We start from the raw sequence: 24,960 nt of genomic DNA on the forward strand, positions 1-24,960 counted from the left end.
TGCAATGATTGAAGCTTAATAGTTAATGTGTTTAAGTAATTTGAGGATTACAAATTAGGAAGCTTGTGCTTTAAGTTATTATTTTTAAAATTAATAAATATTAAATAGCTTAAATATTTAACTAATTTTCAATGTAACTTATAAACAACTGGTAATATTAAATGGTCCTCTGATTATTTTTACAAATAAACAGGGTTATAAAAAGAAAGTCGGTTACTCGCAATAACCGACTCTCATAAAGGGCCCGTCAATTAGAAGTTAATGACGGATTATTAACCAGCAAATAAGGAGATTCCTTAGTGCTAAGTATTTTGAAGAAAATACTGATTGCTAGTCCAAGCGATAAAATGGCCATCATCGCAATGATGGGGCTGTTAGTCGCAATTTTGGCTTTAGTTCTCAGTTTAAAAATTAGCAAATTTTTATAACACTTTGCCTCCCTGTGTGAGTAGCATAGGGAGGTTTTTTGAAGTGTACCTTCAATATCAAAAATATTTAGGTACAAACAAATGCATGAAGCTACACTAAAGTAATTTTTTTTTCAATAGATTTTTCTGTACACGTTAAAGCCCAGAATTTTTGAAGCCCTAACGTTAAGTTTACTAAAGCTTCAATCCAGCCTTACACATGCTCGCAGGCCACATCGCGATCGATAAAGTCCATAATCTGCCGTTCGTCGCTGAAATTGCCGTAGGCCAGCAGCAGTTTCACATAGGCCGTTTCCAGCGACATGTTCCAGATCATTTCCGCGCCTTCCTGCAGCAATTCGCGCGTGCTTTCGTAAGCGTTGTCGGATTTGACCGCCGGGGCCAGATAGACTTTGATGCCGCGCTCCCGGCATTGTCTGATGAAGGTCAGCAGCGAGAACTGATCGCCCCATTGCGCCGAGGAACAGGCCGTGCCGGAATGGTATAAATCGTGCAGCACCACATCGACCGCATCCAGATTGATGTAGCGGTAATCCAGCCCCGGATACGGCCTGATCAGCAGGACACGCTTGGTGAAATCGGCTTTCAACGGCACAGGCTGGCGTAATTTCTGCGTATCGATAAAGCCGTTTTGCGTGAAAGCGCCGTTGACGAACCGGCAATGGCTTTTGCCCTGCACGCTCATGAAATCGCCGCCCAGTTGCAGCGACGACGCCAGGCGCGTGCCCCGGTGCAGTTGCGTGGTCTGGTTGCGGTTGGTGTAAGGGACAAAAACGCCGGCTCCGCGTCCTTGCAGGATATACTCAACGGCGCAGATGAAATTGGGCAGGCCGTTGGCGTGAGGGTCATCCAGCGGGCTGTCGCTGGAAACGAGCAGAATCGGAATGTCCAGCGCATTGAAATACAAGCCGAGCGCCGATGCCGTGAAAGCCAGCGTATCGGTGCCGTGCGTGATGATGACGCCGTCGTAGCGGTCAATATCTTGAGCCTCAATGACGGCGATCAGCTTTTCCCAGACCACCGGCGCTAGGTTCTCGCTCAGGATCTGCATGGGCTGGACGCTGTGGAAACTGATCTGTTCACGGCTGGCGTGGTGCTGCTGAAACAACTGGATCAATTTGTACGGCGCCGCATCGGAGGTGTTGATGGTGCCCCCGACCGCCGTGGAGCCGATGGTTCCGCCTGTGAATACAACCAGAATATTTTTCATAGTATGATGCAGTGTTTTATTAATAATACCTTAAAGAATATCAAAGCGATTTGCGCATTCAAATGAAAATATCACTTATCGTCGCGATGGCGAGCAACCGCGTCATCGGCATCAATAATCAACTGCCGTGGCACCTGTCGGCCGATCTTAAACGCTTCAGGCAAATTACCATGGGGTCGCCTATTGTGATGGGCAGGAAAACCTACGAATCGATAGGCAGACCCTTGCCCGGCCGCACGAACGTGATCATCAGCAGGGACCCCTTCTATAAACAGGAAGGCTGCCTGGTTTTCAACGATATTGAAACAGCGATAGAAAGTTGCGGTCAAAAGTTCCAGGAGATTTTTGTAATCGGCGGCTCGGAGCTTTATAAAGCGATGCTATCGAGGGCCGATGCGCTTTATGTGACCTTGATCAATAAAGAATTTTCAGGCGATGCTTTTTTCCCGGAAATCGATGCCCGGCATTGGACTGAGGTGTCGCGCGAGGATATTGACAACGATCCCGATGCCGGGTTCAGCTACAGTTTTATAAAATACGAAAAATCAATAACTTGAATTAATGCTGATAGCGAGGCGGGATTAAAGGGCATAGGCTGGTCTGTTAACCAAATACTATCAGGTATAAGGAAGGGTAAAAATGACTCACTCAATCAATTACGGCAGACGTCAGTTTTTACAGTATTCCGCTTTCGGTGCAGCGGCCGCGATGTTTCCCGAACTGCTGCTGGCCAATCCCAAGTCGGCAAGAAGCAGCCCGACGCCGGGCTTTAAGCCCGATGTAGAAATTGAATTCTCGGCGCGCGAAGTGTTCGTGCCTATTCTGAACAACGGCTCTAAAACCAAGGTACAGAAATACTTCGCAAAATTATTGAAAGGCCCTGAAAACACGGTGCAGTCGTTCGAAGACAACTATTTGGGACCGACTCTCAGTTTTGCCAAAGGCCAGAAAGTCAGAATTTACTTCGACAATAATCTGTTCGAGCATTCGATCATGCACTGGCATGGCCTGCATGTGCCGCAGAAAAGCGACGGCCATCCGATGTATTCGATCGAGCCCGGTGAACGTTTTGTCTATGAATATGAAGTCCTGAACAACGCCGGCACCAGTTTTTATCATTCGCATGCGCATAATTTGACAGGCACGCAGGTTTATTTCGGGCTCGCCGGTTTGCTGAAAGTGACCGATGAGGAGGAAAAAAAGCTGGGCCTGCCGACCGGCGAATATGATCTGCCGCTGGTCATCCAGGACAAGCAATTCAATAGAAACGGCCAGCTGCAGTACGTGCGCGGCATGCACGACCGCATGATGGGCTTTTTGGGCGATACGATTCTGGTCAACGGCAAGCCCAATGCCGAGTTTGCCGTCAAGTCGCGCGCTTATAGGTTCCGGGCGCTGAATGGTTCGACATCGCGCATCTACAAGCTGGGCTGGGACGACGGTACGCCGCTGACGGCGATCGGGACCGATGTCAGTCTGCTGGAAAAGCCGGAAACCAAACCCTATGTCATGCTCGCCCCGGGCGACCGGATCGATTTATGGCTGGATTTCAGCGGCCGTCCGGTTGGCTCGAAACTCGCCATGTACAGCCTGCCTTTCAGCGGTACTATGCCGCCCATGTTTGAGCGCATGCAACGTATGCGCGGAGGCGGTCAAGGCGGCAGGGGCATGATGGGCGGCATGGGCATGATGTCGGGCGGCTTAGGGCAAGGTGAGAAATTTCCGATTGCGATATTCCATGTCACCGAAAAAGTCGGCGACTCTCCCAAACTGCCGGTGCAATTAGTGCGCCGTCAGCGGCTGACCGAAAAAGATGTCGATAACGCCGATAACCCGCTGCCGATTGCGATTACCGAGAGGCATATGAGGCCGCTGGTGAACGGGCGGCCTTTCTCGCTGGACGAGGTCATGGAGATTGAGAAGGTCAAGCTGGGCTCGATCAAGAAAATCAAGATTTTTCATCCTCATGAGGCGCATGAGATGGCTGAGCAGGCAAACAACCACGACATGGGGGGCATGCACCACGGCGGCATGGGCGGTAGAGGTGGAGGCATGGGCATGATGGATGAGATGGGCGGCGGCATGATGGGGGGCATGATGATGGCGATGGCGCATCCGATTCATCTGCACGGCCAGCAATTCCAGGTGCTGTCGCGCAAAGAAGGGCATGTCGACAGGGAAGACTACGAGACCGTCAGGCACGGGTTTGTCGACTCCGGCTTGAAAGATACGGTGCTGGTCATGCCCGGGGAAGAAGTCGAAATCATCAAGCCGTTTCAGGATTTCAAAGGCTTGTATCTTTATCACTGCCACAACCTGGAACATGAGGATCTGGGCATGATGAGGAACTTTTACGTGTACTGACAGCCGCGGTGGGAACGATGCCCTCCGCGAGACTTGCCGATGAAATCAGTGCTTATGTAGGGGCGAATTCACTTGTGCCCTTTGGGTATTCGCCCCCACACCTTGTCGCTCGTCAAGATTCGGAAAGTGATTTCTCGCCCTATCCTAAACCTTGCCAGGCTTCCTGGCGCCGGGGCAGTCAATGCTGAAACGCTGCACCTGCTCGCCCAGCTTCAATGCGGTCAGCTGACCGCCCCAAAGACAGCCGGTATCGATGGCATAGCAGTTATAGCCTTCATAGTAGCCCAACGTGGACCAGTGGCCGAAGATGATGCGCAGGTTGGCGTTTTTGCGTTTGGGCACCTGGAACCAGGGCATCAGTTTTTCAGGCTGGGAGCCCAAAGGCCCGCTATTGATGAGATCGAGCCGCCCGTAAGCATCGCAATAACGCATGCGCGTGAAGCAATTGAGGATAAACCGCAGTTTGGCCATGCCGGTCAGCGTGGGCGACCAGATGTCGGGCTTGTTGCCGTACATGTGCGTCAGCAGCCGCTGATAATCGGGGCCTCTCAGCGCTCTCTCGGCAAATAAGGCCATTTTCCGGGTCTTGTTGAAGTCCCATTGCGGCGGCAGGCCGGCATGCAGCAGGCAGAAATCGTCGTTGTAATGAAACAGCGGGCGGTGCCTGAGCCAATCGAGCAATTCATCGCGGTCCGGCGCCTTCAAAACCGGCGCCAGCGTGTCGTGCTTGCCGGCCTGTTCCGGCAAGCAGGCCGCGGCCAGCAAATGCAGATCATGATTGCCAAGCACGGTCACGGCGGCATCACCCAGGGCTTTGACAAACCGCAGCGTTTCCAGCGACTTAGGTCCGCGGTTGACCAGATCGCCGGCGAACCAGAGCTGGTCCGTGTTCTCGTTGAAATTGATTGTATCCAGCAGCCGCAATAGCTCATCATGGCAGCCCTGGATATCGCCGATGGCATAGATAGACATTTTATTAATGCAGGGTCCTGGGGATTGATAGTGTGAATCGAGGAATATAGGCATTGAAATCATTGCCGTCATCGGAATGCATCGTGTAATTGCCCTGCATCGTGCCGACCGGCGTCGCTATCATGGCGCCGCTGGTGTAGCTGTAGGTTTCGCCGGGCCTGATGTAAGGCTGTTCGCCGACCACGCCGTCGCCCCTGACTTCCTGGACCTTGCCGTTGGCATCGGTAATCAGCCAGTGGCGCGTCAGCAGCCTGGCAGGGACTTCGCCGGCATTGGTAATGGTGATCGTGTAGGCGAAAACATAGCGGTTCTCATCAGGAGAAGATTGCGCTTCCACGAAACGCGGCTTGGCTTCAACTAATATTTTGTTTTTTTCGCTCATTATTAGATGATATAAATTGATAATGGGGTTATTTGATCGTAACTTACCGCCAAACGCAAGCACCTGTTCCGCATGAAACGCAAAGCCGGCTTTTTTATTCTATCGTTCGCATTGTCCGGCATGGCTTACGCGCAAGATAGCAAAGAACTGTCCGCGGCGGCGATGTCTGCGGCCGATAAGCAAAACGTCATGGCCGGCCAGAAAACTACCCACGAAATCATTTTCAAGCTTCTGCAAGAGGATAGCCTGTCCATCGGGATGCCGGTAAACCGGAGCAGAAGCAATAATTACTAGCTATAGGATAAGACATTGCATATTCACATCTTAGGCATTTGCGGCACATTCATGGGCGGCCTCGCGTTGATCGCAAGGCAGCTGGGCTATCAGGTCAGCGGTTCGGACCAGAACGTGTATCCGCCCATGAGCACCCAGCTCGAACAGCAGGGCATACAACTGATGGAAGGCTATCGCGCCGAAAACCTCGATGGCAAGCCCGATCTGGTTATCATCGGCAATGCCCTGTCGCGCGGCAATCCGGAAGTCGAAGCGGCACTGAACCGGGGGCTTAAATACGTATCGGGCCCGCAGTGGCTGTCGGAGCATGTATTGCAGGACAGATGGGTGCTGGGCGTAGCCGGCACGCACGGCAAGACCACGACCACCAGCATGCTGAGCTGGATACTCGAGCACCAGGGCTTCAAGCCCGGTTTCCTGATCGGCGGCATTCCGCTGAATTTCGGTGTTTCGGCCAGGCTCGGCGAATCTTCGTTTTTTGTCATTGAGGCCGATGAATATGACAGCGCCTTTTTCGACAAGCGCTCCAAGTTCGTCCACTACCGCCCGCGCACGGCCATACTGAACAATCTGGAATACGACCACGCCGATATCTTCCCCGATCTCGACGCCATCAAGCGCCAGTTTCACCATCTGGTGCGCACGGTGCCGGGCGAGGGCCTGATCATCAGCCCCGAGAGCGAAGCCAACATCAACGACGTGCTGGCCATGGGCTGCTGGACGCCGGTCACGCACACCTCGATCGACGCCGATGCGCCGTGGAATGCCCGGCTGATACAAGCCGACGGCAGCCAATTCAAGGTGCTGCTGAACGGCCAGGAGCAGGGTACGGTCGATTGGACCCTGACCGGCCGGCATAACGTCTATAACGCCCTGTCTGCGATCGCGGCGGCCCAGCATGTCGGCATTCTGCCCGCCGATGCCATAACGGCGCTGGCGAAATTCCAGAACGTCAAGCGGCGCATGGAAGTCATTGCCCGCATCAACGATGTCACGATTTATGATGACTTTGCCCATCACCCTACCGCGATCGCGACGACGCTGGACGGCCTGCGCAAACAGGTCGGGGACGAGCGCATCATTGCCATCGTGGAGCCCAGATCCAATACCATGCGCATGGGCGTGCACACGCAAACGCTGGCGCAATCTTTGGGGAGCGCCGATCAGGCTTTGATCTATCAGCCGCCGGGTCTGGGCTGGGATTTGAGCGCGCTGAAAAAATACGCCGGCAATATCGAAATCTGCCAGTCGCTGGATGAAATTATCGCTAAACTTAAATTGGAAGCGCGCCATGGCGGCCATTTCGTGCTGATGAGCAATGGCAGCTTTGGCGGCATCTATCAGCGCCTGCAGCATGAATTAAGTTGAATACTGATAGATAACCACGAAGGACACGAATGCCCCATCCCTGGGGGCGTTCGTGGTGAATAATAAAAAAGGATACCCGGAGCGCATCATGAGTCGTACTATCTGGCTATTAGCAGTTATGTTGTTTTTTTCTTCGATCGCTCCGGCCAAACCCTTGACGCCGGAGCAGGTGCCGGAGCCGCTCAAGCCCTGGGTCAACTGGGTGCTGCAGCATGATCAGGAGCGCATCTGTCCTTTCCTATACAACAGCTATGAGCAAAAACGCTGCAGTTGGCCGACTCAGCTAAGCCTCGATATCACACCTGAAAAAGGCGCGTTCACAATCAGCTGGAAAGTCTATCAGGAAAGCTGGCTCAGCCTGCCGGGCGACCATAACTATTGGCCGCTTAACGTAACGGCTAACGACAAACCGGCGCTGGTCATGGACAAAGACGGCAGGCCGAAGGTTTTGCTCGAAGCCGGCGTTTATGAGATCAAGGGCCAATTTCTCTGGGACAAGCTGCCGGACAATCTGGCTATTCCTGAAGACACCGGACTGATCAGTCTGCGTATCAACGGCAATGCCATACAGACGCCCATCATTAAAAATGGGCAGCTGTGGTTGAAAGACAGCGACAGCGGCCGGAAAAAGCTCGAAGACCAGCGGGACAGCCTTGATCTGCAGGTGTTCCGTAAAATCATCGATGACGTGCCGTTACAGGTTTTAACGCGCATGGATCTGGAAGTCTCCGGCACGCAACGGGAAATCAAACTGGCGCTGCCGCTGCCGGAAGGCTTCATCCCGCTGCAACTGCAAAGCCCGCTGCCGGCCCGGCTGGAGCCGGACGGGCAATTGCTGGTCCAGGTGCGCCCCGGCCGCTGGCAGATCGAGCTGCTGGCCAGAAGTACGGCCGATTTGAACGCGATACCGTTTGCAGTACGCAAAGACTGGCCGGCTGAGGAAGTCTGGGTGTTCAATGCGGTTCCGCAGCTGCGCGTGGTTGAAATTGAAGACTTAAGTGCGCTTGACCCCAGCCAGACCAATCTGCCCGAGGACTGGAAAAATCTGCCGGCCTACCGCATCAGCCAGGGGCAGGCCATGCATTTCAAGCTGATACGCCGGGGCGATCCGGAACCCGAGCCGAACCAGCTCAACCTGACGCGGAAATTGTGGCTGGATTTTGACGGAACCGGTTATACGGTCAATGACCTGATCACGGGTCGCATGACCCGGGGCTGGCGGCTTAATGCCTTGCCCAGGACGCAGCTGGGCAAGGTCATGCTGGACGGCCAAAGCCAGCTCATCACCCGCGATGCCGATAAGCAAGGCGTGGAAGTCAGGCAGGGCCGCATAACGCTGGATGCCGACAGCCGGCTAGCGGACGGCATCGGCACTCTCAGCGCGGTCGGCTGGGAGCAGAATTTTCATAACGTCAATGCCGAGCTGAACCTGCCGCCGGGCTGGCGTCTTTTGGCGGCCTCCGGCGTCGACAACGTGCCGGACAGTTGGATTGCGCGCTGGACGCTGCTGGACTTGTTTCTGGTGCTGATCGCGGCGCTGGCGATCAGGCATCTGTGGAATCCGGCCTGGGGATTGTTCGCTCTGCTGACCTTGGTGATTATCTGGCATGAGCCCGACGCGCCCCATTTTGTCTGGCTCAATATCCTGGCTGCGACGGCGCTGATTAAAGTGTTGCCGCCGGGCAGGTTTTTGAGCTTCATGAACTGGTATCGCGCTGTTACCTGCCTGTTTTTGGTCCTGGCCGCAATCCCGTTCATGGTCGACCAGATACGCATGGGGCTTTACCCGCAGCTGGAGCAGCCCTGGCAAACCATCCTGCCGACGGAGTATCCGGCTACGGCCGCGATGGCGCCGGAAACCATGAACATGGAGGAACAGGCCATGAGGAAATCGATGCCGGAACAGGCTGCATCCGGCGCCGCGGTTGAAAAGGACGAAGCCGTCAACTTCGAGCGCATCGATCCCAACGCCAAGATCCAGACCGGCCCGGGGCTGCCGCAATGGCAATGGACCAAGATCCAGCTGTCCTGGAACGGCGCCGTGGACAGCGGGCAGGAACTGCATTTGTGGTATCAGCCGCCGGTCATGACCATGCTGCTCAATTTTCTGCGCGTAGGGCTGATCGCTGTGCTGGCCTTGCTGATGTTCGGCGTCGCCGAAAAATTCAAATTCAACCTGAAAGCCGCAATGCCGGTACTGCTGGGGTTCCTAGTGCTGCCGATGCTGTCGCCACAGCCGGCCCATGCCGATTTCCCCGATCAGGCCATGCTCGATGAATTGCGCAACAGACTACTGGAAGCGCCCGACTGTCTGCCGGATTGCGCGCAGATTCCGCAGATGCACCTGGCGATCACGGACAAGGCGTTGACGCTGACGTTAAAAATTCATGCCCGGCAAGCCGTGGCTGTGCCGTTGCCTGCCGAATACGAACAATGGTTTCCAAGTCAGGTCTCGGTCGACGGCAAAGCCGCCCAGGGACTTTACCGCAGCGGCAACAGTTTATGGATCAACCTGAGCGAAGGCGAGCACCAGGTGGAGCTGAGCGCTGCGCCACTGCTGAACCGGTTCACGCTGCCGCTGCCGCTGAAGCCGCATCACGTCGCCATTGAAGCGGCTGGCTGGCAGGTCAGCGGCACGCAGGAAGACGGCCGCGTCGACGGCCAGCTGCAATTCAGCCGCGTCAGCCAGGCGCAGGAAGCCGGCAAGCCGGCCCTGGAGCCTGGCGTCCTGCCGCCGTTTGTCAGCATCAAGCGCACCTTGCAGCTGGGCCTGGACTGGCGCGTCATCACGCAGATCAGCAGGATTTCACCGGCCGATTCGGCCGTGGTCATCGCTGTGCCGCTGCTGCCGGACGAATCGGTCACGACGGCGGGCGTGCGCGTAAAGGACAGCAAAGTCGAAGTCAATATGCCGCCGCAGCAGACTTTTATGGAATGGCAATCGGTCCTGAAAAAAACCGGGCAGATCGAATTGACAGCGGCGCCGACAGACCGCTGGCGGGAAATCTGGGCAGCCGATGTCAGCCCCATCTGGCATATCGAAGCGTCGGGCATTGCCATGATCCATCAGAATCATGAAGGGCGCTGGCTGCCTGAATGGCGGCCCTGGCCTGGCGAGAAAGTAACGCTGAAAATCACGCGGCCGCAGCCGGTGGGAGGCCAAACGCTGACTATCGATGACAGCAGGCTCATGATTAAGCCCAGCAAGCGCCTGCAGGAAGCCGAACTGAAAATCAGCCTGCGCAGCTCGCAAGGCGCGCAGCATACGCTGACCCTGCCCGAAAACGCCGTGCTGCAGTCGGTGATGGTAGACGGCGTGGTTCAGCCGTTGCGGCAAAAGGGGCGTACGCTGACCGTGCCGATTCATCCCGGCAGGCAGGATATCCTGCTGAACTGGCAGCAGGCGCTTGAAATGGCACCCGTCATAACTACGCCTGAGGTGGATCTGGGGCAGGGCAGCGTCAACACCAGCCTGAGTATGGGCTTGGGCCAGGACCGCTGGGTACTGTTTACGATGGGCCCCGAATTCGGGCCTGCCGTTTTATTTTGGGGCGTTCTGGCCGTCATCGTGATCGTATCGCTGGGCCTGGGAAAAATCCGTTTGACGCCGTTAAAGAGCTGGCACTGGTTTTTGTTGTTGATCGGGCTCAGCCAGATACCGATCGAGTCGGCCGTGATTGTGGTCGCTTGGTTAATGATCCTGGGCTGGCGCTCAGACAGGCCGATTGCGCAGGCCAACTATTTCAATATAATGCAGGTGACCATCGGCCTGTTGACGTTGATATCGCTGAGCCTGTTGTTCGATGCCGTCCAACAGGGCCTGCTCGGATCGCCCGAGATGCAGATTACCGGCAATCAGTCTTCGGCGTTCAACCTGAACTGGTATCAGGACAGAAGCCCATCGACCCTGCCGACCGCAACGCTGATTTCGGTGCCGTTATTCGTGTACCGGCTGCTCATGCTGGCCTGGTCGTTATGGCTGGCCTTTGCGCTGCTGAATTGGCTTAAATGGGGCTGGAAATGCTACTCAAGCGGCGGTTTCTGGAGAAAAAAGCCGGTCAAGCAGGAAGAAGCAGCGGCTGAGCAGAAGAAGTAGCTTTGTAGGGTACGCACTGCGTACCATTTTGTGAGCTGGTTCATCAGAAAAATTTGAAAATGGTACGCGATGCGTACCCTTATATCTCGATTTTACCCAATTAGGGATAAAATCCCCGGCTGATCACCGGGCGGGAAGCGGAGAAGCCGGGCGTACCCTGAGGCTTCGAGCCTGCTGCGTAGATTTCGCTCTCCGTTTCCCTCATCCGCCTCATAAGTTCGTACGGTATGCGTAGGCTCCCGTTTCGCCGGGAGAGCCTGTATGATCCAAGGCTGAACCAGGCGTATGCCTTAAAATTGATCTTATTGATTTTATATAGTTTTTTGGAGTGTTTAAAGATGTCCCAAGTGACGGTTGGTGTGGATATTGCCAAGCATAAATTCGATGTTGCCCGCCTGGAGAACGGCAAATACAAGCATAAAAAATTCGACAACACGCCGGAAGGTTTTGCCGCTTTGATCGTCTGGCTGACGACGTTCGGCGGCGTCAAGCCCTCGGTTTGCATGGAAGCGACTGGCGCCTACAGCATCCCTCTGGCCGAATGCCTGGCCCAATCAGGCTATCCGGTGGCTGTCGTCAATCCTGCCAGAATCAAGGGATTCGCCAAGAGCGAATTGAGCCGAATCAAGACCGACAAGGCTGACGCCAAGCTGATCGCCCGGTATGCCCAGGAAAAGAAACCGCCTTTGTGGACGCCGCCACCTGCCAATATCCGCGAACTGCAAGCCTTATTACGCCGGATCGAAGACCTGCTGGAAATGCAGCAAATGGAGAAAAACAGACTGGATACGGCTGACCCCACGATTGCCGAATCCATCAGAGCCGTCTTGGCACATCTGGAGCAGGCGCTTAAAACCACACGCGAACGCGTTCAACGTCTTATCGATCAAGACCCTGATCTCAGGCACCGGCGCGCTTTGCTGGAAACGATTCCTGGCATCGGCGAAGCCTCCTCTGCCCACCTCATGGTCGCTTTGAGCGATCACTACGGCTTCACCACCGCCAAGCAAGCTGTCGCCTTTGCTGGACTCAATCCCGCCTTGAACGAATCCGGCAAGTGGAAAGGCAAAACCCGCATTTCCAAGATGGGTGATCCGATGTTGCGCGCGAAGCTATACATGCCCGCCGTGGTCGCGGGAAGACACAATCCCGTCATCCGCCTTTTCCGCGAACGCTTGGCTGCACGCGGCAAGAATGGCATGGCCATCGCCTGTGCTTCAATGCGCAAACTCGTCCATATCGCCTTTGCCATCCTGAAATCGAATAAACCTTTCGACCCCAATTTTGCGCTTGCATAATGGGCAACAAGACGGTATCTACAATTTTTCCGGCGACATTCTTAATATGAGTTATTCAAGACGATGAGTAATTAATCATGTCGGTTTTCAATTTCCAGCAGTTTTCGGTGCAACAGAAACAGTCGGCCATGAAAGTCTGCACCGATAGTATCCTGTTTGGCGCCATGACGCCCGTTAACGGCGGCGAGCGGGCGCTCGATATCGGCGCGGGCACGGGATTGCTGGCACTGATGGCGGCACAGCTGGGCGCCGGGCACGTGACGGCTGTGGAACTGACTGAAGAGGCTTATCGGGAATGCCGCTTCAATTTCGGCGCGAGCCCATGGGCGGATCGCCTGGAGGCGGTGCATCAGGACATCCAGAGCTTTGCCTTCAAGGCCGGGCAGCCTTACGATCTGGTCATCAGCAATCCGCCGTTTTTCGAAAACCACCTCGGGGCCGAAGATTCGCTCAGGCATACCGCCAGGCATACTGATCAGCTTGGCTATGCCGACTTGATCGAAGTCGCCGATCGCTTGGTGTCGCCGCAGGGGCTGCTGTATCTGTTGCTGCCCGCTCATGCCGTGCCGAAGTTTGCCGCTGCCGCATCGGCGGCAGGTTTCCACCTGATCAGGCAGACCGATTACCCTGGCTTTGCACACAGCAAGGCCAGGGTTGCCGCGCTGATTTTCAGCCGTATAGCCGCTGTTTTGGCAAAGGAAAGGTTGATTGTCTATGAGTCGGCAGGCGTTTACACACAGGCCAGCGAACGGTATTTGTCGGCTTTTCTACTGCGGTTTTTAAAAGCGGGAAAAGCGATCGACACACATCCCTGTGCATCTGATCGATGAGAGGTGTAACCGGATTAGTTGAGTACGCGGTGGCCACGTTGTCTCAGGCAGCTGGAGTAAGCTCTCTTGTAAGCATCTCTTGCCTGATAGCCTTGATAGGCGCCGCCGCCGAGGGCCATTGCTGCCGCACCTATGGCCGCGCCTTTGCCGGCATCACCTGTGAGCGCACCTAAAGCCGCGCCGCTGGCGCCGCCGAGCAGACCGCCTACCGCAGCGCCTTTAGCGCCCTCTTTCAGCATGCCGCCGGAGCTTTGGTCCGCGATTTGTCCGCATTCAGCCATGTCCTGATTGAGACGGTAAGCGTTAGGATCATTGTATGCATCGACAGTCGGTGTCCATCCACCGCCAAAGCTGTTCATTACGCCCCCCTGATTGGCGCAAGCTGTGATGAGCGTACTGGCCATGAAAACGATGCCGACGGTTGTTAATTTCTTCATTGTAGTACCTTAGTATTGAGTGATTGTTCGCTTGAAGTTTAGATAATATTTTCTGAATAGCGCATGAATGGCGGCGGCGTAATTTAAACAATAATTATTAGAGTTCTCTTAAAACCAGCAGCGGCGATTTATTAACCACATCCCGCACCCCCCAGTACCCGGCCAAGCCCACGAACAGTGCGCCTATCAGCGGCAGGACAGCCCACAAGTAGATATTGGGCGTATATTCCATATGCATGACCTGCGTATATAAAGTATAGAGGATAATTTCCGAAATCAACACAGCCAGCAAGCCGGATATCAATCCCAGCAAGGTAAACTCGATCAGATGGGTTTTCCTGAGAAACGTACGGTTTGCGCCCAGCGTGCGCATTAAGGCGCCGTCGTAAATCCGATCGTCCAGCGTCGAATAAACCGCTGCGAACAATACAGTGAAACCGGCCAGCAAGGCAAAATACAGCAGGTAATTGATCGCCGCCGTCAATTGGGTCAGGATGGTTTTGAACTGCTGCAGGATCAGATCGACTTCCAGCAGGGTGGTGCTGGGAAATTTTTTGACCAGATCGTTTAAAAAGTTTTTCCGGCTTTCGGGCAGATAAAAACTGGTGATGAAGGTGCTCGGATAATTCTCCAGCGTGCCGGGCGAGAAAATCATGTAAAAGTTGGGCTTCATTGTGTCCCACTGCAGATCGCGCAGGCTGGATACGGTCGCTTCAAACTGCTCGCTGCCGACGGTAAAGGTCAACTTGTCGCCCACTTTGATTTTCAGGCTCTTGGCCAGTTTTTGCTCGACGGAGACCAGTCCGGCCCGGTCCGACTGCCACCAGCGGCCGGCCGTGATTTTATTGTCCTCGGGCAAGTCTTTTGACCAGGTCAGGCTTAATTCCCTGTGCGTGGCGCCTTCGCCCTGCGTGTCCTTGCTGACGATTTGCTGTACCGGCGTCTGGTTGATTTCGACCAGACGCCCCCTGACGACAGGATAAAACCGGCTGCCGGCGATTTGCTGCTGCTCGAGCGTTTGCTGAAATGCCTGCTGCTGATCCGGAAAAATGTTCAGCGCGAAGTGATTGGGGGCATGCTCGGGCAGCTGCTTGTGCCAGTTGTCGAGCAAATCGGTGCGCACGGTGAAGCTGAGCACCATGGCTACCAGCGTCATGCTGAAAGCCAGTATCTGGCTGACGCTGCCCCGGCTGTTCCTGAATAAGCCCTGCAGGCCGAAGCGCCAGGTCAGATTCATATGCGGCAGCAATCGGCGCGACAATATCAGCAAGCCATAAACCAGCAGGCCCAGAAGCAGCAGCGCCAGCAAGCCGACACCGATAATCGTCGCCGTCATTTTGATATCGTCGGTATAACGCCAGATCAGCAACGACATCAGGCCGACGGCCAGACCGTAGATCAGCCACGCGCTGCTCGGCAAAGGCTCAAGATCGCGGCGCAAAACGCGCAGCGCTGAGACTTGCTTCAGGCGCAGGATGGGCGGCAGTGCGAAGCCCAGCAAGATCACCATGCCGGTGATGAAGCCGAAGAAAATTGCCAGCAGTCCGGGACTGGCGACCTGCGCGGGCAGCAGGTTTCTTAACAGATGGAACAGCGCTTCCTGGGCAAACCAGCCCAACAGGCAACCTGTGGCGCTGGCCAGCATGCCCAACACGATGAACTGGCAACTGTACAGCCAGAGAATTTCGCGCTGCCTGCAGCCCAGGCAGCGCAGTATGGCCGTGGTATTGAAGTGCCGTTCCGTATAGCGGCGCGTCGCCATGGCGATGGCGACGCCCGCGATCAGAATCACGACGATGCTCGACAGGCCCAGATAACGCTCGGCGCGCTCCAGTGCCGAGCCCAGCTCCGGGCGGTCTTCATGGATGTCCATCAGCCGTTGCGACGGATTCAGCTGTGGTTTGACCCAGCGGTTGAAGGCGGCCAGGGACTTGCTGTCGCCGCTGAACTGAAAGAAATAATGCACATGACTGCCGGGCTGTATGACGCCGGAGGCTTCGAGGTCCTGCTGGTTGATCATGACGCGCGGAGAGAAGCTGTAAAAATCGCCGCGCTTATCGGGTTCATAGGTAATGATGCGGCTGACGGTCAGTTTTTTTTCGCCGACGGTCAAGGGATCGCCCAGTTTGAGCTTCAGCGCAGACAGAACGCGTTTGTCGATCCAGGCCGTGCCGGGGTCCGGGCCTTTATCGACGCTCGTTTCGGCCGAGTAATCCGAAGTCGTGGTTTTCAGATGGCCTCGCAATGGATATAAGGCGCTGACGGACTTGACGCCGGCCAACAGCAATTCGTCGTTTTCTATCAGTACGCTGGAAAATTCGACTGTCTGAGCCTGGGTCAGCTTGAGCTGGCTGGCTTTGGCGAGCCAGGGCTCGGGAATCGGGGCCGTGCTTGAGATGACCAGATCGGCCGCCAGAAAATCGGCCGCCTGGACGGTCATCGTGCGCTGCAGACGGTCGGCGAACAGCGAGATGGCTGTCGAACTCGTGACCGCAATGATCAGGGCCAATACCAGTATGGTCAGTTCGCCGGAGCGGCTGTCCCGCCATAACAATCGCAATGCCAAAGTAAAACGGTTCATACAATACGTCCTGCTTCCAGCTTGATGGTGCGCTGGCAGCGTGCTGCCAGCGCCGGGTCATGCGTGACCAGGATCAGCGTGGTCCGGTTTTCCTGATTCAGCTCGAACAGCAAATCGATGATGTGCTCGCCGGTTTTGCTGTCCAGATTGCCGGTTGGTTCGTCGGCGAACAGAATGGCCGGTTCCGTGACGAACGCCCGGGCCAGGGCCACGCGCTGCTGTTCGCCGCCTGACAATTGTTTTGGGGTGTGCGACAACCGGTGCGACAGGCCGACCCTGTCGAGCAGGGCCGTGGCCGAGGTTTTGGCGTTCTTGTCGCCGCTGAGCTCCAGTGGCAGCATGACGTTTTCCAGCGCCGTCAGGCCGGGCAGCAATTGAAAGGATTGGAAGACGAAGCCGATAAGTTCGTTGCGCAGGGCCGCCCTGCCGTCTTCGTTCATGACCGTGATGATTTTGCCGTTCAGCGTAATGGAACCTTCGCTGGGCGTGTCCAGGCCGGCCAGCAGGCTGATCAAGGTAGATTTGCCCGAGCCGGATTCGCCGATAATGGCGATGCTTTCGCCAGCGCTGATGGCCAAATCGATCGAGGACAGGATCTGTAACGGGCCGTCGGAAGTCTGGACCGATTTACCGAGCTTTTTCGTTACTATAAGATGCGTGGATGTTTTATCAGCTTGAGGATGCATAATGATTAGGTTTTTATTTGCCTTGATAGTTTCGCTAATGCCCATGACGGCCTTGGCCGAATCGATTGTCGTACTCGGAGATAGTATCAGCGCCGGCTACGGAATTGAAGTCAAACAAGGCTGGGTGGCTTTGCTGCAGGACAGGCTGGCTCAGGCGAACAGCCCTTACAAGGTCGTCAATGCCAGCATCAGCGGCGATACGACGGCCGGCGGTCTGGCGCGCATAGACAAGATTCTGGCTGCGCATAAACCCGATGTTGTGCTCGTGGAGTTGGGCGCCAATGACGGCTTGCGGGGCCTGCCGCCCAAGCTGATGAAAGACAATCTGGCTGAAATCACGCAGCGCGCCCGGAAAGCTGGCGCAAAAGTCCTGTTATTGAGCATGCGAATCCCGCCGAATTACGGCAAGCGCTATACCGAGATGTTTTATGATGTTTATCCGCAATTGTCGAAGGAACTGGGCGTGCCGTATATGCCTTTTATTCTCGAGGATGTCGCGCTGGTGAAGGAATTGATGCAGCCGGACGGCCTGCATCCCAATGCCAAGGCGCAGCCGATGATTGCGGATAAAGTCTGGGAGCATTTGCAGCCGTTGTTAAAGTAGCCCAGGATAACGCGCAAATTGCAGCCTTTGCTAATATTGATAATGACCAACCCTGCCTTGGTACTGACTCCAATCATTGGCCGAGACGGAATAATCGCGTTATATTACAGCTAATCCGGTTTACCGATAGCGTAGCCGGCATCAAGGTGTTTTTCTATAACAACAACAGGTATTCAATGAGAGATTTGCCTATGAAACTGACACTGGAAAAAGCCAACCAAATCATACAAGGAGCCACCCGTAAAGCCCGGCAATTAAAGCTGGCGCCGCTGACCGTAGTCGTTCTGGATGAGGCCGGTCATTTAAAAGCCATGCAGAGAGAAGACGGCGCCACCGTGATCAGGCAGCAGATTGCCACAGCCAAAGCCTGGGGCGCGGTCAACATGGGTATTTCATCACGCAGCCTGGAAGCCGTGGCGGAACAGCGGCCGGATTTTATGAGTGCCTTGGTCGGCATGACCGACGGCAGAATCATGCCGGTTCCGGGCGGCGTTCTGATCCGCGATGAGAGCAATAACTTGATAGGCGCGGTCGGCATCAGCGGCGATGTGTCCGATCAGGACGAGCGTTGCGCAATTGCCGGGATAGAGGCGGCGGGATTTATCGCCGGCATTTAGGCTGTTCAGGCACTGCGGCGCCATATAAAGAATGTGTCTGTCTAAGAAGAACATAGAGCCAGACCCTGTGTTCTTCTTAAAGATTGGCCAATTTATTTTAGTTTTATTCGGCCGGTTTGGCTGGCGCCGATTCAGGCACCGGCACCGGTGCGGCGTCTTGAGACAGGGAATGTTTGGGGGCTTGTTCCAGTTTTGCCCGCCGGTTGCCTTCCCCGTAAAGCGTCATGGTTATCATGAACAAAACGGTCGAGATTGCGAGAATCCAGAAACGATCCGGTTTCTTCAGAAAGAATAAAGGCCATTGCGGCTTAATCATGCCGATAACGAAAAAGAGTATCGTCAGGATTCCGATATTAAAAGCGGCGTATATCATCATTGCTGTTTACCCGTTAACTTACATTTGGATGAAGTTGCATTATTATTAATCAAGCGGTTATTTCACCACAGCCGGTTATTTTAAAGGTTTCATCGATTTGATTCCGAAAATTTACTGTGGCTTCATTCAGAACGGCCGCATTTCAAAACCCGGTATTCGGCTTTGCCGGCAAGTGTTCATGAAATGGCACAGAGATGTCAAACAGAGCGCCGGGCAAGTTTTTTCGCAAATAAAAAATAAGGGGGGTGTATGAGTGGGTTTTTCTTAGCGTTACTGGTTTTTGCCGTGGTGCTGGTGTTCATGAGCGTTAAATCCGTGCCTCAGGGCATGGAATATACGGTCGAGCGCTTCGGCAGATACACCAACACGTTGACGCCGGGGTTGAATATCATCATGCCGGTCATAGATCGTATCGGCAATAAGATGATCATGATGGAACAGGTCATGGACGTGCCTTCGCAGGAAGTCATTACCAAGGATAACGCCATGGTCACGGTCGACGGCGTGGTTTTTTATCAGGTCATGGACGCGGCGAAGGCCGCTTATGAAGTCAGCAAGCTGGACTGGGCCATCTTGAATCTGGTTATGACCAATATCCGTACCGTGATGGGATCGATGGACCTGGATGAATTGCTGTCGCGCCGCGATGATATCAATGCGCGATTATTGACTGTGGTCGACGATGCCACGACACCTTGGGGCATCAAGGTCACTCGCATTGAAATCAAGGACATCGCGCCGCCCAAGGATCTGGTTGAGGCGATGGGCCGGCAGATGAAAGCCGAGCGCCTGAAACGCGCGTCCATCCTTGAGGCTGAAGGCGCGCGGCAGTCAGAAATCCTGCGCGCAGAAGGCGAGAAGCAGGCCGCCATTCTGGAAGCCGAGGGCCGGAAGGAAGCTGCATTCCGCGAGGCCGAGGCCAGGGAGCGTCTGGCTCAAGCAGAAGCCAAAGCGACCTTGATGGTGTCGGAAGCGATCAGCCAGGGCGATATCCAGGCCGTTAATTATTTCGTCGCGCAAAAATACATCGAATCCTTGCAGCATATCGCCGCGGCCGGCAACAGCAAGCTGATTTTCATGCCGCTGGAGTCATCGAACGTGATCGGCGCTATCGGCGGCATTTCGGAACTGGCGAAAGAAGCGATGGCGAAAGCCAATCCTCCGGCTTAGAGGTTGCAGCATGGCGGAACTGGAAATTGTTTTTTGGTATTGGTGGGTGGCGGCGCTGATACTGCTAATCATCGAAGTGCTGGCGCCCGGCTTTTTCTTTCTTTGGATGGCGGCTGCCGGGTTCATAACGGGCTGTCTGCTGTTGTTGATGCCGTCCATCAGCCTGGACATTCAGCTGGGCGTATTCTCGGTATTGTCGGTATTGGCCATCGTTGCCGGTCAGTATTATGCAAAAAAGCATCCTATCGTATCGGATCAGCCCTTGTTGAACAGGCGAGGCGCCCAGTATATCGGCAGGGTATTCAGCCTGTATGAGCCGATCGTGAATGGGCAGGGCAAGATAAAAGTCGATGATTCGATCTGGAAGGTGCATGGCGAAGACTGCGATATCAATACCAAGGTAAGAATCACGGCTATTCGCGGTATTGTCTTCGATGTTGAAAAAGTCGAATAGCCGTTGAGTTATAAGGGCAACTTTGCTTACGTCTATTTTGGGTAGTCGCCTTTAATTAAAGCCCAACGTCGCTAAGTTAAGCCGTTCGTGGTGAGCTTGTCGAACCATGAATGGCTTAACGACTTGTTCCGCTCACCCTTCGACAAAGCCTTTAGTTCTGAGCGTAGCCGAAGGAGCAGGACGAACGGAACAAGCCTTAACTTAACGGTATTGCTTTAAAATCCGATCATGAAGCTAATCTGCGGCTTTGAACTGCATGACCAGTTTATGCAGCCGTTTCAGATCTTCCGGGCCCGAACCCTGGCCGTAGCGCAGCTTGATGAACACATCTGTGATCTGATCGATCTGCGCCGACTTTTCGGGCAGTTTTGATTTTACCCGTTCGGCAAAATCCCTTGCGCCCTCGCTCTCGCTTCTGATGAAACCCTGGTGGACAAGCTTTTTACAGAACCGGTTATAGAGGCGCAAAGCGCTGTCGGTCTTTTTGGGTTTCCGGTGCAGCAGAAACCAGCCCAGTACCGCTGTCATTAAGGCGATCAGCCCGAGCATGCTGTACAGCATGGTTTTGGCGTTCTGTATGCCCCACCACGATAAGAGCTGCAGTTGACTCATGCTGTTATAGTTGATGACCCAGCGCTGCCAGCTGTAATCGGCGCTATTCCAAAGCTGATGCGTCTGCTTCAGCCAATCGAACGCCACCAATTTTTGGCTATTGGGACTGACAAACGTGACAATGCCGCTGGCGACCTGTTGATCGACATTGACATCCTGCTCGATTCTTTCCGGCGCAATGGCCGCCGTCGGATCAATCCGGACCCAGCCTTTGTCCTGCAGCCAGACTTCAGTCCAGGCGTGGGCATGGGCTTGCCTTATTTCCAAAAAATTGCCGATCTTGTTCAGTTCGCCGCCCTGATAGCCGGTGACAATGCGCGCCGGGATATCCGCGATACGGATTAAATAAACGAATGCCGCCGCATAATGGCTGCAAAAGCCGTAGCGCGTTTCAAACAGGAACGTTTCAATCGGATTTTCCTCCATTAGCGGCGGCGTCAACGTGTAATGAAAGTCTTCTTTTTTGAAATGATTCAACAATTGCTGAATATAGGTTTCGGGCGGGCTGTCAAAGCCGTGCAGTTGCCGGACCAGTTGATTGATTCTCTCGGACGGTTCGTCGGGCAGCTGCGTTGCGTCTTGATATTCGGTTTTCGTGATATAGCCGGTGTTGTATTGCGTATATGACGTCACTTTATACTCGGCGCGTTTACCAAGCGCTTCTTCGCTGACGAGTTGATAGTTGGCGTTCAGGCTTGCGGGCGACTGGTATTCGGCCGCTATATCCAGCGCAAAAACCCAGGGCTTGTCTTGCGGCTCCATCAGCAGGGTGTACTGATAGGCGGCGCCGGTAAACTTAGGCTTATCGAGAAATCTTTTAAAATCCTTGTGCACTGACTGGGTCCAAAGCCGGCCATCCGTATGGGTCATGACCGGCCCGCGCCAGTAGCGTTGCGCCGGCGGCGGCAAGGCGCCTTTGAATTTAACCCGGAATACCAGCTCGTCCGATAAACCGAGATTGCTGATGGAGCCCGGCTCGATACTGTCGCTCAAGCCGGATTTGGTTTGATGATCTTCGTTAAGCAGCAGCAAGCGCGGCGCTTCAATGCGCGGAAACAGAATGAACAGCACGCCTGCAATCGGCAGGGCCTGCGCCATGATCACGGCCGCCGCTTTCAAGGCCGGCAGTGTCCGCGGCCGCAGGCTGTTAATACTGACCAGCGTCGCAAACAGCACGCAGCAGACGGCCACAATATAAACGCCCACCAGGATGTTTTGCTCATACAAGAACTGCGAGGCGGCGACGATGAAAGCCAGATAAGTAATCAGATAGATGTCGCGTTCGGTCTTGATTTCCAGTAATTTGAGCGCCAGGCCGATAACGAACAGGCCGGTGCCCGGATCGCGTCCGAGCAGGCTGTGATGCTGACTGTACAGCAGCCCTACGCCGAGGAGGGTCAGCAGCAGAACAAACCAGCTATTAGGCAGCCAGCCGGGCTTCCAGATGCCGGCAAAGCGCCAGCCCAAAATCAGGAAGAAAAAGCTCAGGACGGCAGCCGGCAGGTGATAAACATGCGGAAAAACGATCAGTCCGATGGACGAAAGCAAGAAAATCAGAACGCTTTTATTGAATTTGCTGCGCATGATGTTCAAAACAGCGCCAGTGCTTCCAGGCATTTTTGGCTATGAACGGGACCCTGGCCGGGCGTCACTTTATGGCCGGGAAGCGATAAGCCATAATCGATGCCGGCTCTGTCGGCATCGATCACCCAGCGGCACAGCTGGCTCAAGCGCTCTTCGACATGACCCGCCGCCGCATCGTATGCGAGCCAGATTTCGGTCGGTTCTTCTCCGCCGTATTGCTTGCTGAACAGGCCCTGCCCTTTGGCAAAGGCTTTCCAGTGTATGTGCTTGATCGGATCGCCGGCCTGATATTCGTGTATGCCGTAAAAATCATCCGCGCCGTTTTTATTGAATCCTTGCCCGGATTGCAGCGAGGATGACTCCGGTAACGGGCGATCAGCGCCGGCGGGCTTTGGATAAACCAGTACCTTGAGATTCAGCCGGACCGGCGACCAGGCGCGAAACAGCCCCAAGGGATAAGTGCTCGCTATCGTGACGGCGCCGGCTTCATGCCAGCCTCTCTTTTCTGTCGTCGAATATAGCGTAACCAAGCCTTTGTTGTGCGCCGCCAGTGTCAGGGCTGCGGTTTTTTTCAGCGTCAGTTGCAGGTTGTGACGCTCGATCGAGGTTGGATTATTGATGTGAATGTCGAACCCAGCAGGCTCTTCCGCAAACACGGGTTTGCTGTGGCCTTTCTGCAGAACCAGGCCGGACAGTGAATTAAAGCTGTGCAGGATGGTCACAAAGAAGACGCTGGCCAGCAAAAAAGTCAGCAGATAGGCCAAGTTGTTGTTATAGATAAAGGCGACAAGCAATAACAACAGGTTTAATGCGAGGAAGCCCAGTCCGCGTTGCGTGGGCAGAATGAAGATGCGCCGGTGATTCAGCGCCACAGATTCGTCGGTGGCTTTTTCACCAGCGATAAATCGGCTGCGGCGCCAACGTTCATTGAATGATATTGAACTCAATGGATTGCCACTTTTTCTAACAAAGGCGCAACGATGGTTTCCGAATGGCTATGGCCGGATCTCAAGCGATGGCCGGCCACGGCGGCCAGTACGGCCTGGATATCTTCCGGAATAACCGCATCACGGCTGTCCATAAAAGCCCAGGCTTTTGCGGCGGTAAGCAGCGCTAACCCGGCGCGTGGGGATAAGCCGCAATGATAGTCCGGCGATTCGCGCGTATAGGCAATAATGGCTTGTAAATAATCCAATAAGGCGGGAGAGGCATAAACTTGCGTGACAGCCTGCTGCACTTGCGACAGTTGTTCGGGCGGCAAGCGCACTTCGAGCGACTCGATCAGGCTGTGCCGGCTTTTGCCGGTCAGCAGGGCTCTTTCGGCGTCAGGATCAGGGTAACCGAGCTCTATACGCATCAGGAACCGGTCCAGTTGCGACTCGGGCAGAGGAAACGTGCCGATCTGGTGCGACGGGTTTTGTGTGGCAATGACGAAAAAAGGTTGCGGCAATTCATAGGTCTTGCCTTCAATCGTAACCTGGCGCTCTTCCATCGCCTCCAACAGCGCGCTTTGCGCTTTGGGCGTAGAGCGGTTAATTTCATCGGCCAATATCATTTGATTAAAAATCGGGCCGGCATGAAACTTAAACGCGTGGTTTTGGGTATCAAAGATTGAGCTGCCGAGAATGTCGGCCGGCAATATATCGCTGGTAAATTGTATGCGTTGATAATTCAGCCCGAGCAGTGTCGCCATCGTATGCGCCAGCGTGGTCTTGCCGACGCCGGGCATATCTTCGATCAACAGATGGCCGCGCGCTAGCAGACAACACAAGGCAAGGCGGATTTGGCGTTGCTTGCCGAGAATAATTTGATTGGCTGCATCCAGTAGCTGATTGATTGCATTTTGCATAAGTGGTGATACATGCTGGGTTGAATGAGGTCTTATATGACTCCATTAGGGTAAAGCCTGTTTTGTAGTATAGAGCAAGCTTCTGATTTAAGCAGGATTCAAAGCGAAGAAGCAAGGATTTATATGAAAGAGTACGAAGAAATACGCAAAAATCTGATAGAAATGCTGGAAGATCTGGATGCGCGTCTGGCCAAAATTACCGACCATGTCAAACATGCGGATGAGCCTTTGGAAAAGGATTTTGCCGAACAGGTGACGCAGCAGGAAGATGATGAAGTCCAGGATTATCTGGGCAACGTGACCCGGGCGGAAATAGAAAAGGTCAAGCAGGCCATTGCCAGAATAGACAGCGGCGAATACGGCATCTGTGTTGTTTGCGGAGAACCGATCAATAAGGAGCGGCTGAAAGCCTTGCCTTATTCCACTATGTGCATCAAATGCGCCAGCCAAAAAGCGGATCAGTCCAGAAGGCGCTAAGAGCGGTTGATGGATTGAAACAGGAGGTTTTTCCGATAGCACTGAACCATGTTATCGGAAAAACCTCCTGTTTTGCATGCTTGGCTTTACGGCTGTATTTGCTTTTATCGCGAAAGGTTTGCGCCTTGTTGAATTGATGCGCGAACTTCGCGACAGGGTTTTGCATTGGAAGCGCTTCAAGTTCGCTTCGATTTTTACGTTTTTTCATGATTTTCCCCTTATAATAGAGTAGAGTTTGTATAATATATACAACGCATTATTATAGCTTTTA

23 protein-coding genes are annotated in these 24,960 nt (G+C 54.3%); 12 read left to right on the top strand and 11 right to left on the bottom strand.

The window, feature by feature from the left end; genetic code table 11:
- Positions 1 to 621 precede the first annotated feature (621 nt).
- Positions 622 to 1,638 (bottom strand): asparaginase, encoded by a 1,017-nt coding sequence (locus tag ACTNE6_RS00045; RefSeq protein WP_442498169.1) that lies wholly within the window; start codon positions 1,636 to 1,638, stop codon positions 622 to 624.
- A gap of 62 nt (positions 1,639 to 1,700) precedes the next feature.
- Between ACTNE6_RS00045 and ACTNE6_RS00050 the strand changes: the two genes are divergently transcribed.
- Positions 1,701 to 2,195: a dihydrofolate reductase gene (locus ACTNE6_RS00050; RefSeq protein ID WP_442498170.1), complete on the top strand. Its 495-nt coding sequence runs from the start codon at positions 1,701 to 1,703 to the stop codon at positions 2,193 to 2,195.
- Positions 2,196 to 2,277: 82 nt separating this feature from the next.
- Positions 2,278 to 4,002, top strand: coding sequence for a multicopper oxidase family protein (locus ACTNE6_RS00055; RefSeq protein WP_442498171.1), 1,725 nt, complete (start codon positions 2,278 to 2,280; stop codon positions 4,000 to 4,002).
- A gap of 144 nt (positions 4,003 to 4,146) precedes the next feature.
- Here the strand turns inward: ACTNE6_RS00055 and ACTNE6_RS00060 are convergent, their stop codons facing one another.
- Positions 4,147 to 4,974 (bottom strand): symmetrical bis(5'-nucleosyl)-tetraphosphatase, encoded by an 828-nt coding sequence (locus tag ACTNE6_RS00060; protein WP_442498172.1) that lies wholly within the window; start codon positions 4,972 to 4,974, stop codon positions 4,147 to 4,149.
- Positions 4,975 to 4,978: 4 nt separating this feature from the next.
- Entirely contained in the window at positions 4,979 to 5,356 is a 378-nt protein-coding gene (gene apaG, locus ACTNE6_RS00065; protein ID WP_194968935.1) for a Co2+/Mg2+ efflux protein ApaG, read from the bottom strand.
- Between the two features lie 72 nt (positions 5,357 to 5,428).
- On the opposite strand from apaG, the gene ACTNE6_RS00070 reads away from it, so the two are divergent.
- The 5 genes from ACTNE6_RS00070 (at position 5,429) to ACTNE6_RS00090 (ending at position 13,242) form a co-directional block, all read left to right on the top strand.
- A complete protein-coding gene (locus ACTNE6_RS00070) occupies positions 5,429 to 5,650 on the top strand; it encodes a hypothetical protein (RefSeq protein ID WP_194968934.1) in 222 nt (73 codons plus the stop codon).
- 15 nt (positions 5,651 to 5,665) lie between these two features.
- Positions 5,666 to 7,018 carry a UDP-N-acetylmuramate:L-alanyl-gamma-D-glutamyl-meso-diaminopimelate ligase gene (gene mpl, locus ACTNE6_RS00075; protein ID WP_442498173.1) on the top strand — a complete coding sequence of 451 codons (1,353 nt, stop codon included), beginning with the start codon at positions 5,666 to 5,668 and terminating at the stop codon, positions 7,016 to 7,018.
- An 88-nt stretch (positions 7,019 to 7,106) separates the two neighbouring features.
- On the top strand, positions 7,107 to 11,114 hold the full coding sequence (locus tag ACTNE6_RS00080) for a hypothetical protein (protein ID WP_442498174.1): 4,008 nt from the start codon (positions 7,107 to 7,109) through the stop codon (positions 11,112 to 11,114).
- Positions 11,115 to 11,452: 338 nt separating this feature from the next.
- The gene (locus ACTNE6_RS00085) at positions 11,453 to 12,412 is read left to right on the top strand and encodes an IS110 family transposase (protein WP_194971213.1); all 960 of its coding nucleotides are present in this window, start codon (positions 11,453 to 11,455) and stop codon (positions 12,410 to 12,412) included.
- Positions 12,413 to 12,489: 77 nt separating this feature from the next.
- The gene (locus ACTNE6_RS00090) at positions 12,490 to 13,242 is read left to right on the top strand and encodes a tRNA1(Val) (adenine(37)-N6)-methyltransferase (RefSeq protein WP_442498175.1); all 753 of its coding nucleotides are present in this window, start codon (positions 12,490 to 12,492) and stop codon (positions 13,240 to 13,242) included.
- 14 nt (positions 13,243 to 13,256) lie between these two features.
- Here the strand turns inward: ACTNE6_RS00090 and ACTNE6_RS00095 are convergent, their stop codons facing one another.
- From ACTNE6_RS00095 to ACTNE6_RS00105, 3 genes are all read right to left on the bottom strand, one after another.
- Complete coding sequence (locus ACTNE6_RS00095; RefSeq protein ID WP_442498176.1) at positions 13,257 to 13,679, bottom strand: glycine zipper family protein; 423 nt, start codon at positions 13,677 to 13,679, stop codon at positions 13,257 to 13,259.
- Positions 13,680 to 13,776: 97 nt separating this feature from the next.
- Positions 13,777 to 16,260 (bottom strand): ABC transporter permease, encoded by a 2,484-nt coding sequence (locus ACTNE6_RS00100; protein WP_442498177.1) that lies wholly within the window; start codon positions 16,258 to 16,260, stop codon positions 13,777 to 13,779.
- Positions 16,257 to 16,946, bottom strand: a complete 690-nt coding sequence (locus tag ACTNE6_RS00105) for an ABC transporter ATP-binding protein (RefSeq protein WP_442498178.1) — start codon at positions 16,944 to 16,946, stop codon at positions 16,257 to 16,259. Before ACTNE6_RS00105 ends, ACTNE6_RS00100 begins: the two co-directional genes overlap by 4 nt.
- A gap of 1 nt (position 16,947) precedes the next feature.
- Between ACTNE6_RS00105 and ACTNE6_RS00110 the strand changes: the two genes are divergently transcribed.
- Both ACTNE6_RS00110 and ACTNE6_RS00115 read left to right on the top strand, forming a co-directional pair.
- On the top strand, positions 16,948 to 17,550 hold the full coding sequence (locus ACTNE6_RS00110) for an arylesterase (protein ID WP_194968927.1): 603 nt from the start codon (positions 16,948 to 16,950) through the stop codon (positions 17,548 to 17,550).
- A 191-nt stretch (positions 17,551 to 17,741) separates the two neighbouring features.
- A complete protein-coding gene (locus ACTNE6_RS00115; RefSeq protein WP_228778924.1) occupies positions 17,742 to 18,167 on the top strand; it encodes a GlcG/HbpS family heme-binding protein in 426 nt (141 codons plus the stop codon).
- A 103-nt stretch (positions 18,168 to 18,270) separates the two neighbouring features.
- Here the strand turns inward: ACTNE6_RS00115 and ACTNE6_RS00120 are convergent, their stop codons facing one another.
- Positions 18,271 to 18,543 (bottom strand): hypothetical protein, encoded by a 273-nt coding sequence (locus tag ACTNE6_RS00120; protein ID WP_228778923.1) that lies wholly within the window; start codon positions 18,541 to 18,543, stop codon positions 18,271 to 18,273.
- Between the two features lie 249 nt (positions 18,544 to 18,792).
- Here ACTNE6_RS00120 and ACTNE6_RS00125 point away from each other — a divergent pair, with 249 nt between their 5' ends.
- Complete coding sequence (locus ACTNE6_RS00125) at positions 18,793 to 19,713, top strand: SPFH domain-containing protein (protein WP_194968926.1); 921 nt, start codon at positions 18,793 to 18,795, stop codon at positions 19,711 to 19,713.
- Positions 19,714 to 19,723: 10 nt separating this feature from the next.
- The gene (locus ACTNE6_RS00130; RefSeq protein WP_194968925.1) at positions 19,724 to 20,167 is read left to right on the top strand and encodes an NfeD family protein; all 444 of its coding nucleotides are present in this window, start codon (positions 19,724 to 19,726) and stop codon (positions 20,165 to 20,167) included.
- Between the two features lie 234 nt (positions 20,168 to 20,401).
- Here the strand turns inward: ACTNE6_RS00130 and ACTNE6_RS00135 are convergent, their stop codons facing one another.
- The 3 genes from ACTNE6_RS00135 to ACTNE6_RS00145 are packed head-to-tail and all read right to left on the bottom strand — an operon-like array spanning position 20,402 to position 24,212.
- Entirely contained in the window at positions 20,402 to 22,396 is a 1,995-nt protein-coding gene (locus ACTNE6_RS00135) for a transglutaminase TgpA family protein (protein WP_442498179.1), read from the bottom strand.
- Complete coding sequence (locus ACTNE6_RS00140; RefSeq protein WP_442498180.1) at positions 22,369 to 23,310, bottom strand: DUF58 domain-containing protein; 942 nt, start codon at positions 23,308 to 23,310, stop codon at positions 22,369 to 22,371. The genes ACTNE6_RS00135 and ACTNE6_RS00140 overlap by 28 nt, the downstream gene beginning before the upstream one ends.
- A complete protein-coding gene (locus ACTNE6_RS00145) occupies positions 23,307 to 24,212 on the bottom strand; it encodes an AAA family ATPase (protein WP_331817547.1) in 906 nt (301 codons plus the stop codon). Before ACTNE6_RS00145 ends, ACTNE6_RS00140 begins: the two co-directional genes overlap by 4 nt.
- Positions 24,213 to 24,335: 123 nt before the next feature.
- On the opposite strand from ACTNE6_RS00145, the gene ACTNE6_RS00150 reads away from it, so the two are divergent.
- Entirely contained in the window at positions 24,336 to 24,689 is a 354-nt protein-coding gene (locus tag ACTNE6_RS00150) for a TraR/DksA family transcriptional regulator (protein WP_442498181.1), read from the top strand.
- On the opposite strand, the gene ACTNE6_RS00155 is transcribed toward ACTNE6_RS00150, so the two are convergent.
- Positions 24,646 to 24,897, bottom strand: coding sequence for a DUF7230 family protein (locus ACTNE6_RS00155; RefSeq protein WP_442498182.1), 252 nt, complete (start codon positions 24,895 to 24,897; stop codon positions 24,646 to 24,648). The two genes, ACTNE6_RS00150 and ACTNE6_RS00155, sit on opposite strands and share 44 nt — an antisense overlap.
- Positions 24,898 to 24,960 lie beyond the last annotated feature (63 nt).

It is taken from the genome of Methylobacter sp. sgz302048 (assembly GCF_052162025.1).
Classification (GTDB): domain Bacteria; phylum Pseudomonadota; class Gammaproteobacteria; order Methylococcales; family Methylomonadaceae; genus Methylobacter.